The sequence below is a fragment of the Nocardia sp. NPDC003345 genome (genome assembly GCF_053589395.1).
Genome location: NZ_JBSFRU010000187.1, coordinates 1 through 12,195 on the forward strand (window position 1 = coordinate 1; position 12,195 = coordinate 12,195).

General features: G+C 67.9%; 16 protein-coding genes. 7 read left to right on the top strand and 9 right to left on the bottom strand.

Features of this window, described 5'->3' with window-relative positions:
* Nucleotides 1-555: AMP-binding enzyme (locus ACWDU1_RS20030; RefSeq protein ID WP_450000446.1), on the top strand; the 555-nt coding region annotated here is incomplete at its 5' end.
* Between the two features lie 29 nt (nt 556-584).
* Here the strand turns inward: ACWDU1_RS20030 and ACWDU1_RS20035 are convergent.
* The 4 genes from ACWDU1_RS20035 to ACWDU1_RS20050 form a co-directional block, all read right to left on the bottom strand.
* Nucleotides 585-737, bottom strand: coding sequence for a hypothetical protein (locus ACWDU1_RS20035; protein WP_450000448.1), 153 nt, complete (start codon nt 735-737; stop codon nt 585-587).
* Nucleotides 738-1,143: 406 nt separating this feature from the next.
* Nucleotides 1,144-1,614, bottom strand: a complete 471-nt coding sequence (locus ACWDU1_RS20040) for a hypothetical protein (RefSeq protein WP_450000450.1) — start codon at nt 1,612-1,614, stop codon at nt 1,144-1,146.
* A gap of 734 nt (nt 1,615-2,348) precedes the next feature.
* Nucleotides 2,349-2,936, bottom strand: coding sequence for a phosphotransferase-like protein (locus ACWDU1_RS20045; protein ID WP_450000451.1), 588 nt, complete (start codon nt 2,934-2,936; stop codon nt 2,349-2,351).
* A gap of 142 nt (nt 2,937-3,078) precedes the next feature.
* Nucleotides 3,079-3,501 carry a MerR family transcriptional regulator gene (locus ACWDU1_RS20050; protein ID WP_450000453.1) on the bottom strand — a complete coding sequence of 141 codons (423 nt, stop codon included), beginning with the start codon at nt 3,499-3,501 and terminating at the stop codon, nt 3,079-3,081.
* 54 nt (nt 3,502-3,555) lie between these two features.
* On the opposite strand from ACWDU1_RS20050, the gene ACWDU1_RS20055 reads away from it, so the two are divergent.
* Together ACWDU1_RS20055 and ACWDU1_RS20060 are read left to right on the top strand one after the other, a co-directional pair.
* The gene (locus ACWDU1_RS20055; RefSeq protein WP_450000455.1) at nt 3,556-4,527 is read left to right on the top strand and encodes an SDR family NAD(P)-dependent oxidoreductase; all 972 of its coding nucleotides are present in this window, start codon (nt 3,556-3,558) and stop codon (nt 4,525-4,527) included.
* A gap of 200 nt (nt 4,528-4,727) precedes the next feature.
* Nucleotides 4,728-5,066: a hypothetical protein gene (locus ACWDU1_RS20060; protein WP_450000456.1), complete on the top strand. Its 339-nt coding sequence runs from the start codon at nt 4,728-4,730 to the stop codon at nt 5,064-5,066.
* A gap of 56 nt (nt 5,067-5,122) precedes the next feature.
* On the opposite strand, the gene ACWDU1_RS20065 is transcribed toward ACWDU1_RS20060, so the two are convergent.
* Both ACWDU1_RS20065 and ACWDU1_RS20070 read right to left on the bottom strand, forming a co-directional pair.
* Nucleotides 5,123-5,458: a transcriptional regulator gene (locus ACWDU1_RS20065; RefSeq protein WP_450000458.1), complete on the bottom strand. Its 336-nt coding sequence runs from the start codon at nt 5,456-5,458 to the stop codon at nt 5,123-5,125.
* Nucleotides 5,455-6,180, bottom strand: a complete 726-nt coding sequence (locus ACWDU1_RS20070; RefSeq protein ID WP_450000460.1) for a hypothetical protein — start codon at nt 6,178-6,180, stop codon at nt 5,455-5,457. Before ACWDU1_RS20070 ends, ACWDU1_RS20065 begins: the two co-directional genes overlap by 4 nt.
* A gap of 175 nt (nt 6,181-6,355) precedes the next feature.
* Here ACWDU1_RS20070 and ACWDU1_RS20075 point away from each other — a divergent pair, with 175 nt between their 5' ends.
* Complete coding sequence (locus ACWDU1_RS20075) at nt 6,356-7,540, top strand: alpha/beta hydrolase family protein (protein ID WP_450000462.1); 1,185 nt, start codon at nt 6,356-6,358, stop codon at nt 7,538-7,540.
* Here ACWDU1_RS20075 and ACWDU1_RS20080 read toward each other — a convergent pair.
* On the bottom strand, nt 7,521-8,471 hold the full coding sequence (locus tag ACWDU1_RS20080) for an esterase/lipase family protein (protein ID WP_450000463.1): 951 nt from the start codon (nt 8,469-8,471) through the stop codon (nt 7,521-7,523). The genes ACWDU1_RS20075 and ACWDU1_RS20080 overlap by 20 nt on opposite strands.
* 225 nt (nt 8,472-8,696) lie before the next feature.
* On the opposite strand from ACWDU1_RS20080, the gene ACWDU1_RS20085 reads away from it, so the two are divergent.
* Nucleotides 8,697-9,737 carry an NAD(P)-dependent alcohol dehydrogenase gene (locus ACWDU1_RS20085; protein ID WP_450000465.1) on the top strand — a complete coding sequence of 347 codons (1,041 nt, stop codon included), beginning with the start codon at nt 8,697-8,699 and terminating at the stop codon, nt 9,735-9,737.
* A gap of 125 nt (nt 9,738-9,862) precedes the next feature.
* Here the strand turns inward: ACWDU1_RS20085 and ACWDU1_RS20090 are convergent, their stop codons facing one another.
* Nucleotides 9,863-10,150 (bottom strand): hypothetical protein, encoded by a 288-nt coding sequence (locus tag ACWDU1_RS20090; protein ID WP_450000467.1) that lies wholly within the window; start codon nt 10,148-10,150, stop codon nt 9,863-9,865.
* 226 nt (nt 10,151-10,376) lie between these two features.
* Between ACWDU1_RS20090 and ACWDU1_RS20095 the strand changes: the two genes are divergently transcribed.
* Both ACWDU1_RS20095 and ACWDU1_RS20100 read left to right on the top strand, forming a co-directional pair.
* Complete coding sequence (locus tag ACWDU1_RS20095; protein ID WP_450000469.1) at nt 10,377-11,174, top strand: mycofactocin-coupled SDR family oxidoreductase; 798 nt, start codon at nt 10,377-10,379, stop codon at nt 11,172-11,174.
* A gap of 1 nt (nt 11,175) precedes the next feature.
* Nucleotides 11,176-12,003, top strand: a complete 828-nt coding sequence (locus ACWDU1_RS20100; RefSeq protein WP_450000471.1) for a mycofactocin-coupled SDR family oxidoreductase — start codon at nt 11,176-11,178, stop codon at nt 12,001-12,003.
* Between the two features lie 32 nt (nt 12,004-12,035).
* Here the strand turns inward: ACWDU1_RS20100 and ACWDU1_RS20105 are convergent, their stop codons facing one another.
* Nucleotides 12,036-12,194: an SMR family transporter gene (locus ACWDU1_RS20105; protein WP_450000473.1), complete on the bottom strand. Its 159-nt coding sequence runs from the start codon at nt 12,192-12,194 to the stop codon at nt 12,036-12,038.
* Nucleotide 12,195: the final 1 nt, after the last annotated feature.

Consider the following 12,195-nt stretch of genomic DNA (forward strand, 5'->3'; position numbering starts at 1 on the left):
CTGCCGTCGATGCCGGTGCGTTTCTGGAACGATCCGGAGGGCCATCGGTATCACGACGCCTATTTCGACACCTATCCCGGGATCTGGCGGCACGGGGATTGGATCACCCTCACCGGCCGCGGCAGCGTCGTGGTGCACGGGCGGTCCGATTCCACCCTCAACCGGCACGGTATCCGGATGGGCAGCGCCGATATCTATCAGGCCGTCGAACGGCTGCCGGAGGTCGCCGAAGCCCTGGTGATCGGTGCCGAACAGCCCGACGGCGGTTATTGGATGCCGCTGTTCGTGGTGCCGGCGCCCGGCGTCGAGCTGACCGACGAGCTGCGCGACCGCATCAAGGAGGTCATCCGCACCGAGGTCTCACCACGGCATGTGCCCGACGAGATCCTGGCCGCGCCGGCCGTCCCGCACACCCGGACAGGTAAGAAACTCGAGGTCCCGATCAAGCGGTTGTTCCAGGGCGCGGACCCGGCGCGCGTGGTGGAGCGCAGCGCGGTCGACGACCCCGATCTGCTCGACTGGTACACGGGCATCCGGCCGCCCGGCGACCGCTGACACCGCCGCACGGCGATACTCGTTCTGTGTCATGGACGTTGCATGAACGCCACCAGGCAGGCCTCCCTGGCGTTCGCGTTGTCGACACTGCGTTCGACCACGCTGACCAGCGTCCACCCCTGAGATTTGAGCAGTTCGATTCCGTCCAGCAGGTGGACGACCGGATCGAAGATGACAGGCATGTTGCTCCTGGCAACTCTGCGGTACTCCACACGCGGTGGGGTGCTCAGAGCCAAGGTGCTGCGCGGATAGAAGCGCAAATCGAGCGAGCCGTCGAGTACTGCGAGCACACTGAAGACCGGTCCGGGTGCGGGAGCATTCACGCCTCCATCATCCTCAACGCTCATACCCGGATATCGGGCTGTTGTCCCGGGCACCTCGGTGCTCAATACAGCCTCCTGACCCGGGGCTGCATCGGTATCCGACCTGAATTTCGGCGGTAACTACCGGGACCTCTGGTTCTGGGAGCCGAACGCCTGAGGCCACCGAACAAAACGAGAACCGGCCGGCTGACATCTGGCCGGTTCTCGCGGTTTCCGGATCACACGCTGCGCAGCAGCCGCGCTGCCGGCCAGCGCCGCCCCAGGGTTATGCCAGGGCTACGGTCCTGGTCGTGGTGGTGGCGTGCAAGATCTCGAGCCGGCTCAGATCCTCGGCGTCGGGCGGCAGGTTCGCGAAGGCTGCGGTGATCTCCACCCTTTGGCCGATGTTGTAATGCGCACCGAGTTCCCAGCCATCGCCGTCGCGGATATTGCTATCTTTCGGGCCCTCCCCATAGTCGTAGTCCAACATCACGTCGACCGTCGCCTGCCGAGATTCCCCGTCACAGGTCACCTCGATGGCCACACCCTCGTCCTCGAACCGGACGATTTCGCCTTCCGGGCTTCTGAACCAGTCGGATTCGACCCTGACCCACAGCGCGTTCGCCTGGCCCGGTTCGCAGACGTAAGTGATCTCAGGGTTGACCACCGCCCATGTCTCGGCAGTGACGCGTCCGATCCAAATGTCGGTCGTTGCGCTGGCCGGTCCGGCCACGTTGACCAGCACAGCCCCGGTCAACGCAAGTATCGAAGCGAAAAGTGTTCCACGAACGACAGTTTGTGCCTTTCAGTACGGGTCAGGTAGTGGGACAGATCGTTCGAGCGGGCAGCAGCCTACCCCCATCGGTGTTTGCCACCCATTTGCCCTAGGTAGGGGGCTGTGACTTGCCGGACCGACGTCAGAAATCACCGACCGACATCAGAGTTGGCCGGCATCAGCAGGCCCGGGTTGCGGCCGGTTCGGGAATCCCCGGCGAGTCGGGCGCGGATCGTCGCGCGAGTACTACCGGAACCCCTTACCGTTCGGAACATGGACCTCGACAGCGACCTCGGCGGGTTCGATCGAGAGGAATTGATTGCTGAGGTAAGGCGGCTGCGCGCCGGTATTCGCGCTCACCGCGACAGCTCAGGACATGACCTCTGCTGGCACCACCCCCAGCTTTGGGGCCTGTTGCCCGAGTGCGTCGACCCCGAGGTCGCTGTTCCGCCATGGCCGCGCTTCATGCGTGGATGTGTGGCCTACCGTGAGTCACTGGACAACGAGTTGCCCCGGGCTCGTGTCCACGACCGCGAGTTCGAACCGTAAAGACCTGCCTGGGATCCTCGGGTACCCGTCGGTTCTGGAGCCGTCCCGCCTCGGTTTCGGCAAATTGCGTTTTGTGCTCCGTGACTTCGAGTGCCGGCGACCAGACGCGGTGGTGACGACGGCGGAGTCGGCGGTCGTCGGGGGTGCCGCGCTGTTCGTACGCGGGGCTACTGGTGTCGCAGGATGGTTCCGGCCAGGGCGGCGGGTGTTGCTGTGGTCGTATCGACCGTCATGTCGTAGGCGTAGCCGTGGTCGTGAACGGTATGGAAGTGGCCGCGTGCCAGTCCGATCGGGTGACGTCGGTCCAGTTCTCGCTGTTCGGCTACGGCCAATGGGCAGGTGACGCCGACGAGCCGAACATCCAGACCGGAGAGGGCATCCATCCAGACCGGCAACAGGTCCGGGGTCAGGAGCATCTCGTCGATAACCAGATCGTCGCCGCCATGGGCGAATGCCGCGGCTGCGGCGCATGCCGAGTGCAGCACGCGCCGCCCGACGTGGCCATAGCGGATGACCACGACCGGGTGCCCGTCGGCGTCGTGGCCGGTGCGGTCATACCAGAATCCGTCGCGGCTGAGCGGAGTGTCGCGTCCACCGCCCCAGTTCGGTGGCATCAGGCCGAACAGGGTGTCGATTCCCCAGTAGACGAACGGGGTGTCGCTCTCATCCTGGATGGCGCGGGCGAGGGTGGTTTTGCCCGAACTCGATGTCCCGTTGAGGAGGATTACTCGACGTCGCAGTCCCGTGTTCGGCATCCGGCCACACTATCCAGCCGCTCGGTGTGTGCTCCCGGGCTCACCCCGTCGGTCCAGCAGCCGATCGGCCGCGAACTGTCATCTCGGCAGCCGAAGGTCGGTGGGATCTGCTTACGACTACGGGCAGGGCCGCGCGCTTGCCTCAGGCTGTCGGGTCCCAGAGTCCGTCGGCTTCGCCGCGGGCCAGGTGCTCGGCGTAGACGCCGACCTTCCAGGCGATGACGGATCGGCACTCCTCGAGCGCCTGGATCTGTGCGTCGACGCGCTGCCGGTGAGTGTCGAGCAGGTGCAGGCGTTGCGCCTCGTTGCCCGGTCCGTGGCGTACGAGTTCGGCGAAGTGCTCGAGATCGGCGAGCGGCATGCCGGATTCGCGAAGTTTGACGCATATCCGCAGCCATTCGACATCGAAGGTGGTGTAGCGGCGTCGACCGCCCGACGTGCGCTGAACCGGGCCGACGAGCAGGCCCTTGCGCTCGTAGAAGCGCAGCGCGTGCACACTCAACCCGGTCCGCTCGGCCACCTCGCCGATGCTCAGCGACCGCCCCGCGGCCTCGGTGGTTGCCATGCCGTTCACTCCTGGACTTGATCTAGACCTCGCTCTAGATCGTAGCGTCCACGCATGACCGTTTCTGATCAGTACCCGCTCGGCTCGCCCTTCTCCGCTGCCACGACCGCCGAGGAAATCGTGGCCGGCCGAGACCTTTCCGGCATGACCGCGGTGGTGACCGGGGGCTACTCCGGGCTCGGCCTGGAAACCACCCGGATTCTGGCGGCCGCCGGAGCCCGGGTAATCGTTCCCGCTCGCCGCCCCCACGTCGCCCGCGCCGCTCTGCAGGAGGTGAAGAGCTGCGAGGTCGTCCCCATGGACCTGACCGACCTCGACAGCGTCCACTCGGCCGCCGCGCAGATCAGCGACCGTATCGACCGGCTCGATCTCTTGATGGCCGTCGCCGGCGTCATGGCCACCCCGGAGCGGCGCGTCGGGCCCGGCTGGGAAGGCCAGCTCACCGCCAACCACTTCGGACACTTCACCCTCGCCTGCGAGCTCTACCCGCTCCTGGCCGCCACGGGCAGTGCACGCGTCGTGGTGAACAGCTCAGCCGGGCACACCTTGACCGGCATCCGCTGGCAGGATCCGCACTTCCGCACCGGCTACGACCGGTGGCTGGCCTACGGCCAGGCCAAAACCGCCAACGCACTGTTCGCCGTGCACCTCGATGTCCTCGGGCAAAGCGACGGGGTCCGGGCGTTCAGCCTGCACCCCGGCAAGATCATCACCGGCCTCCAGCGGGAGATGACGCTGCGGGAGCAGATCGACCGCGGGTGGGTGGACGAGCACGGCAGTGTGGTCGGCGCGGGCTTCAAGACCCCCTCTCGAGGGGCAGCCACCGGCCTGTGGGCTGCCACGTCCCCGCTCCTCGAAGGCCGTGGCGGGCTCTACCTGGAAGACTGTGACGTCGCCCGCGTTTCCGCCCCCGGCACCCCGATGGATGACGGCGGTGTGCGTGCGTACGCCGTCGATCGCGCGGAGGCCTCCCGGCTCTGGGACCTGTCTGTCGCCGCGACCGGCGCCACGCCGATCGGCCGATGAGCCCGCGCGCTCCGCAGATGCCGAGCGGCGTGCCGCTGCTGGGCCGGAGACCGGCACCGGCTGTGCGCGTATGCCGCACTTTTTCATCGGGAAGCCCACTCGAGATGCCCTGCCGAACATTAGGGCCTGAAAGTAACAAGTGGTCGCGGTGTAAGCGATACGGAGCCAAAGGGTTCCGGATCCATTCTCGAGGAGACTGCGTGAAATCGACTGTCAAATACCTGCTCACCGGCGTGGCCGCGGCCGCGGCGCTCACCTTCACCGGCGCGCCACAGGCGATGGCGTATCCGGTCGGTCCGTGGGGCGTCGAAGGGCCCTGCGAGGGCCTGGCACCGAACCAGTGCCCCTACAGCCACTCCGAAGACGGACTCACCTGGTCCTATCGGGGGCATTCCTCGCACTACGACAAGATGGGCAACTACGTCTGCAACACCAACCCGTGGGAAGCCGTCCCCAGCGCCTACTGCAACGCGGTGATGACCCTGGTGCGGGCGCTGCCGCCGATGCCGATCGGCGGTCTGCTCGGCGGCCAGAGCTGACCCACCGGCTCCGGCGGCGAATGCGGGGCCGCGGCCCTCGACGGTGAACCGTGCCGTCACGCGAGCCCGGTCGCCGGGCGCCCCGCGACGGGAAGCTCCACCCGGCTGATGATTCGTTTCAGCCGGGTGATCTCGTCGCTCAGGGCTTTCTCACCCGCGGTGGTCAGGTGGACCCAGGTGCGGCCGCGTTTGCCTTCGTAGCCTTTCTCGATCTCCACCAGCCCGGCCTCTTCCAGGACGGTCAGGTGCCGGGACAGGTTGCCCGTGGTCAGCTCCAATGTGGTGCGCAGGAAACCGAATTCCACGCGCCGGGCCTCGTGGGCGATGATGAGGATGCCCAGCCGGACCCGCTGGTGCACGATATCGTCGAGGCCGCTGGTCGGGTGGGTCATATCCGGCCCCGCTCGGTGAAGGCGAAGCCGGCACCACCCAGCAGCAGCACACCGGCCGCCGTGATCAATCCGGGCAGGAAGCCCCACAGCGGGCCGACACCGGCGGCGGCGTTCGAATCCAGACCGCGCCGGCCGATCCCACAGGCCAGGAGCGCGATCACGGTGTAGCCGAGGGCGAAGGCCAGCAGCGCCGCGTTACGTTCCAGCCGAGCCAAGACGAACAAGGTCAGGCCGATCGACAGCAGCGGTACCATCCCCACGGCCACCGGACCGGCCGGGAACCGGCCGGCGAGGTCGAGCTGATGCGCCCAGGCGGCGGTGACGCCGCACACCAGTCCGGCGCCGATCCCGGAACCCACATACGGCATGATCCGGGCCCCCACCCCACACCTGCGGGCGCGATGGAGATAGACCGCGGCGATAGCGGTGTAGGCCAGCACGAAAGCGAGGATCCAATAGATCCCGGCCGGTCGCCCGTCGACCTGAACACAGGCGCCCTGGTGGATGATCTGCACCCCGCCCCGCGCGCCCAGCACCGGATCACAGGTCACGACGTGTCGGCCCAGGCGATAGAACGGCACCGCTGCCAGCACCACCATCCCGAGCAGTACCAGCGGGAACCAGGTGTTGCGCTGCGCGAGTCGAACCCGGTGGGTGAGATCGCGGGTGGTCGAGAGCGCCTGCCGTGCCGCTGCCACCGAGGCATCCGATTGATCTGTCATGCAAGTAGGTTTGCATTGCAAACCTATTTTGGCAATGTCATGGCGCCCTTCGATTTCCGGTCGCAGATGCGGGGAAACACCCCGTCGGCGCCGCGGACGCCGACCGGGATCTCGGGGGCAGTACAGGTGATCGCCCCGATGTGTGCGCAGCCCATGCGGTTCTAGGTTCTCGTGTGTGACCGCTACTTGCCTGCTGCGCCGGGTCGGCGCGCTCGTGATCGCCCTGCTACTGGCCGGTGTGCCCGCAACCGCGTCCGCGGAGCCGGTTCGTTTCGGCCTGCCCGCGCCGACCGGCCCGTATCCGGTCGGTTTCGTCGATCTGCACCTGGTCGACCCGAGCCGGGAAGACCCGTGGATACCCGGCCGTGTGCGTGAATTGATGATCACCGTGCGCTATCCGGCGCGGCCGAACACCGCACCGAAAGCGCCGTACATGCCCGCCGGGGTCGCCGCAGCCGTAGCCGCCGGTGATGCCGGCAAACTCGGCGTCGAGCCGAGCCTGCTCGACTACCGCTTCCCCACCCACTCCGGAATCGCCGCGTCCGTGGCCCTGGGCCGATGGCCGGTCCTGCTGTACTCGCCCGGGGCGACCCTGTCGCGCGCACACGGCACCACACAGATGGAACAACTGGCCAGTGACGGCTATATCGTCGTGGCGATCGACCACACCCACGAAGCCGAAGCCGTCGAATTCCCCGGCGGCCGCGTCGCGCGTAAAGCCCTGCCGGCGCCCACCATCGACGTCTCCAAACGCCTGATCGCCACCCGCGTCGCGGACACCCGGTTCGTCCTGGACCAGCTGGAACTGCTGGCGGCAGGTGTCGACCGCGACGCCGCCGCCCGGGCATTACCGGCCGGGCTGAACAGAAGCCTCGATCTGTCCAGGATCGGCATGTTCGGCCACTCCGGTGGCGGGTTCACCACCGCCGAGACCATGCTCGCCGACCAGCGCATCAGCGCGGGCGCCGACCTCGACGGCAGCATGGCCTACTCCCAAACCGCCCGCGACTTCGGCCGAGCCGCCGACGAAGGCCTGGACCGGCCCTTCCTGCTGATGAGCGCCGGCGACCACGGTCTCGACTCCGACGCCTCATGGCAACAATTCCTCGCCCACCACCGCGGCCCGCTCTGCCAGGTCCACCTGCCCGACGGCGAACACTTCGGCTACACCGACTACCAATCACTGCTCCCCCAACTGGGCGGCACCGCAGCAGAGTTCATCGGCACCATCAACCCCGCCGACAGCCTCGCCGTTCAACACCACACGCTGCGAACCTTCTTCGGCACCCACCTACACCAGGTCGCCTTCGAGGCGCCTTCCATCGCCCGACCCTCGGCCCCTAGAACGGGCTGCCGCTGAACGGCGCCGCCCGGTCACAGGGCACGGGCCGGGGGTTGCCGGGGTCGAGCGCGTTCAGGACGAAATGGGCGGCACGCCGGGAGCCCGCGATACCCGCGTGCTCGGTGTAGTCGGTTTCGCATCCGTCCTGGACGACGATATTGCGGACGTTCGCACCGCCGGGCGGCATGCTCGCCGCGTAGGGCACGACGAGTTCGTCGTAGCGGGTCGCGATATTGGTGTATCGGATCTGCGGCAGGTAGAAACCACCCGCCCCGACCAGCTGCAGGAACGGTGACCCGGGGTCGAGTTCGGCGCAGGCCCGGCACAGCGGGATCCGGTCGGCCGGGATGCCGAGACGGCGTACCAGCGGCAGGATCAGATCGGTACCGGCCAGGGTGGTTCCCCGCCACGCGGGCGCCAGCGAGACATAGTTCTCGATCTTGTCCCGGCCGCCCAGGTATTTCGCGTAGTAGGCGGGCACGATGGTGCCCTGCGAATGCCCGACCACATCGACCTTCGCGGCGCCCGTGGCTCGCAGGACCGCGTCGACGAAGGCGCCGAACTGCCAGGCGCTGTCGGTCATGAGTCCCATCCCGCCGACCGCGGTGGCGGGCCAGGGCAGGCCGGGGATCGCCCCGTAGGTCGGCGCGAAAACGCAATAACCCTCGTTGGCCAGCAGTGGGACATAGGTTCCCCAGTTGGTCTGCTGGGAGCCGCCGGTGCCGTGCACCAGGATCACCGGGTTCGGGTGCCGCGCCGAGGGTTTGCACCCGAAATCGTTGGAGCCCGGTAGCGATCCGCCGGGGTCGGTGAGTTCGGCGGGGATACCGGAGAAGAAGTCGTAGGACACCGGCAGCGTTTGCGCGTGAGCCGGGCCGCCCGTCCCCAGCAGTCCCGCGACCAGCGCGGTCACAGCGGCCAGCGTGACGACGATGCCCCGATGTCTCATACGCCGGAAACCTAGCAAATGCTTGGCCTCGAGCGGGCCGGGTTGAACAGATACCGGCAACCGGCCTCCACAACCCGCGCTGTTCCGGCCGCGCCGGGCCGATTCCGCAAATGCTCCCGGCCCGCCGCACCCCGAACTAGCCTGGTCCCTACCAGTCGCAACAGCACGTTCTCCGCCGTTCCACCAGTACGCACCCAGTCGCTCGGCCCAGAGAGGACAGGCGCTATGAAGGCACTGCAATACGTGACGCCCGGGAAGGAACCCGAGGTCCGCGAGATTCCCACCCCCGAACCCGGCCCGGGTGAGGTTCTGCTGAAGGTCACCGCGGCCGGGGTCTGCCATTCCGACGATTTCGTCATGAACAACCCCCCGGAGATGTTCGGCATCGAATTGCCGCTGACACTCGGACACGAGGGCGCGGGGGAGGTCGCCGCCGTCGGCGCCGGTGTCAAGGGGATCGATATCGGCACCTCGGCCGTGGTCTACGGCCCGTGGGGGTGCGGCAACTGCTGGTTCTGCGCCCAGGGCCTGGAGAACTACTGCTCCCGGGCCGCCGAACTCGGCATCATGCCGCCCGGTCTGGGCTCGCCGGGCGCCATCGCCGAATACCTGATCGTGGATTCGCCGCGGCATCTGGTACCGATCGGCGATCTCGATCCCGTGGCGACCGTCCCGCTCACCGACGCCGGGCTCACGCCCTACCACGCGATCAAGCGCTCGATCGGCAAGCTGCGCCCGGGTTCGTGGACGGTGGTGATCGGCAGCGGCGGCCTCGGTCACGTCGCGATCCAGTTGCTGCGCCACCTGACGTCCACCCGGATCATCGCCCTCGACGTCAACGACGAGAAGCTGGAGTTCGCGCGGTCGGTGGGCGCGCACGAGGCGGTGCTCTCCGACGACAAGGCCGCCGACAACGTCCGCAAGATCACCGGCCCGGCCGGGACGAGTCTGGTCCTGGACTTCGTCGGTTTCCAGCCCACCATCGATACCGCCATGGCGGTCGCCGGAGTGGATTCCGATGTCACGATCGTCGGCGTGGGCGATTTCGAATCGGCCGCCCGTATCGGGTTCGGGATCAGCCCCTACGAGACGAGCGCCACCTCCCCGTACTGGGGCGCCCGCTCCGAATTGATCGAACTCGTCGACCTCGCGCAGGAGGGCGTGCTCGATATCGCCGTCGAACGGTTCTCGCTGGACGACTCCCCCGAGGCCTACCGCAAACTGGCCGCCGGCACCTTGCGCGGCCGGGCGGTCATCGTTCCGTAGGCCCGGCGACCGGACCGCGACCCGCCGCCACGGGCATGACCGGCGATGTCCGGCCGTGCCCGTAGCGCGGTCCGGGTGCGGGCACCGCCGGGAACCGGGGATCACGGATTCATTTCGTCATCCCGCTAGCCCGCCGCCCTGGCCGACCAGCCGAAGAACGTCGCGGAAGTTCCCGGCGCGACCACCGCGGTGGGCGTACCGGAACAATCGTTGGACCCGTACACCAGGAAATCGCGCTTGCTCCGGTTCTCGAAATGTATGTCGCGCGCGAACCCGCTGGCCCAGCACGCGTTGAGGTCGGACAGCTCCAGCGTATTGTCGACGATCACGACCTCGCGCCCGTCGCCGAGACCGGCCGAGCCCGTGGGGAACGACGCGGCCGCGGGTGCGGTGATCACGGCGGCGGTCAGCATGAAAGTACCTACGGCAGAATATTTTCCGAGTTTCATTTCGCCCACGCTACCTTCCTGCAACACCGGCCACTTCCCATTGCGAGGTCACCCGGTAGCAGGCAAGCAGTGTTTCCGATGGGTGGGAATCCCCCGTACCGCCGCCCATTGACCGGGAGAAGGCCGCTCCCGGGAGCAGCCGCGAACCTAGCGTCGCCCGCATGGATGCGGGATACACCGGAGACGCGCGATGAAGCGCCTACAGGACCGGGTAGCGGTGGTGACAGGAGCCGCGGGCGGTATGGGCCGTGCCCACTGCCGGCGGCTGGCCGAGGAGGGCGCCGATATCGTCGCCCTCGATCTCGAGACCGGCGCGGCCACCCTGGAAGAGCTGGCCACGGAGGTAGAGGGCCTGGGCCGCCGCTGCCTCACCGGTTTCGCCGATGTGCGCGATCCGCTGGCCCTCGAGGAAGCCGTGAACTCCGGGGTCAACCGGCTGGGCCGCCTCGATGTGGTGGTCGCGAACGCCGGAATCTACGCGGATCTGGCACCCACCTGGGAACTCTCCGACGACGCCTGGCAGCGCGCTCTCGACATCAACCTCACCGGCGCGTGGCACACCATCCGGGCGGCGGGCGCGCATCTCGGGGCCGGCGCCGCCGTCGTGATCGTCGGATCCACGAACGGCATCAAGGGCGGCGCCTCGGCCGCCCACTATTCGGCGAGCAAACACGCGGTGGCCGGCCTGGCCAAAACCCTCGCGAACGAACTCGGCCCGCGGGGCATCCGGGTCAACACCGTGCACCCGGGCTCGGTCGCCACGCCGATGATCCTCAACGACAACGTGTTCGCGAAGCTGCTGCCGGACCACCCGGCCCCGACCCGGGAAGACGCGGCGCGGGTCCTCGCGCAGCGCACGATCCTCCCGGTCCCGTGGGTGGAACCGGTCGATATCAGCAATGCGGTGTTGTTCCTCGCGTCCGACGAGTCCCGGTACGTCACCGGAATCCAGCTCGTCGTGGACGCCGGACTTACTCAGAAGGTGTGAGATGGGACGGGTTTCGGGCAAGGTAGCGCTGGTCACCGGCGCGGCACGGGGAATCGGGCGGGCCCAGGCGGTCCGGCTCGCGGAAGAGGGCGCAGATATCGTCGCCCTCGATATCTGCGGTCCGGTGGAAACGGTGATCACCCCGGCGGCGACACCGGGCGACCTCGAGCAAACCGTGCGCGAGGTGGAGCGAACCGGGGCCAGGATCATGGCCGCCACCGTCGACGTCCGCGACGGCGCGGCCATGCGGGCGGCCACCGATGAAGCGGTGGACGCGTTCGGCGGTCTCGATATCGTCTGCGCCACCGCCGGAATCACCTCCAGCGCACCCGGTCTGCAACTGACCGAGGACCAGTGGCGGACCATGCTCGACGTCAACCTCACCGGTGTCTGGCAGACCTGCAAGGCCGCCACCCCCCACCTCATCGCGCGCGGCAGCGGCTCGATGATCCTCACCAGTTCCATCGCCGGACTGGTCGGACTGGTGGGCGTGGCGCACTATGTGGCCGCCAAACACGGGGTAGTCGGGCTGATGCGCTCGCTGGCCAAGGAATTGGCACCGCACGGGGTCCGGGTGAACACGGTGCATCCCACCAATGTCGACACCCCGATGATCCAGAACGATATGGTCCGCCGCTCGTTCCGCCCCGACCTGGACAACCCCACCCGCGAAGAGTTCGCCGCGGCCGCGACCACCATGAACATGCTTCCGATCCCGTGGGTGGAGCCGGTCGATATCGCCAACGCCTCCCTGTTCCTGGCCTCCGACGAGGCCCGCTACATCACCGCCGTGACCCTGCCGGTGGACGCGGGCAGCACCCAGCGCTAGGGCATCCCGCCGAAGCTCTGGACGCCGGCCCGTCAGGCGGGATTGGTGAGCCGGGCCAGGACGAGCCCGCCGAGAATCAAGGCCAGCGCCGCGGCCCGGCCCGCGCTGAACGGGTCCTTGTGGAGCAGGATGCCGAGGATTATCGCCCCGAGCGCACCGATACCGGTGAATATCGCGTAGGCGGTGCCCACC

Coding starts and splice junctions, on each gene's coding strand:
- ACWDU1_RS20080 (WP_450000463.1), bottom strand. CDS start 8,471: ATGAGACATCGGGGCATCGTCGTCACGCTGGCCGCTGTGACCGCGCTG.
- ACWDU1_RS20035 (WP_450000448.1), bottom strand. CDS start 737: ATGCCTGTCATCTTCGATCCGGTCGTCCACCTGCTGGACGGAATCGAA.
- ACWDU1_RS20100 (WP_450000471.1), top strand. CDS start 11,176: ATGGGACGGGTTTCGGGCAAGGTAGCGCTGGTCACCGGCGCGGCACGG.
- ACWDU1_RS20050 (WP_450000453.1), bottom strand. CDS start 3,501: ATGGCAACCACCGAGGCCGCGGGGCGGTCGCTGAGCATCGGCGAGGTG.
- ACWDU1_RS20070 (WP_450000460.1), bottom strand. CDS start 6,180: ATGACAGATCAATCGGATGCCTCGGTGGCAGCGGCACGGCAGGCGCTC.
- ACWDU1_RS20095 (WP_450000469.1), top strand. CDS start 10,377: ATGAAGCGCCTACAGGACCGGGTAGCGGTGGTGACAGGAGCCGCGGGC.
- ACWDU1_RS20055 (WP_450000455.1), top strand. CDS start 3,556: ATGACCGTTTCTGATCAGTACCCGCTCGGCTCGCCCTTCTCCGCTGCC.
- ACWDU1_RS20065 (WP_450000458.1), bottom strand. CDS start 5,458: ATGACCCACCCGACCAGCGGCCTCGACGATATCGTGCACCAGCGGGTC.
- ACWDU1_RS20090 (WP_450000467.1), bottom strand. CDS start 10,150: ATGCTGACCGCCGCCGTGATCACCGCACCCGCGGCCGCGTCGTTCCCC.
- ACWDU1_RS20045 (WP_450000451.1), bottom strand. CDS start 2,936: ATGCCGAACACGGGACTGCGACGTCGAGTAATCCTCCTCAACGGGACA.
- ACWDU1_RS20085 (WP_450000465.1), top strand. CDS start 8,697: ATGAAGGCACTGCAATACGTGACGCCCGGGAAGGAACCCGAGGTCCGC.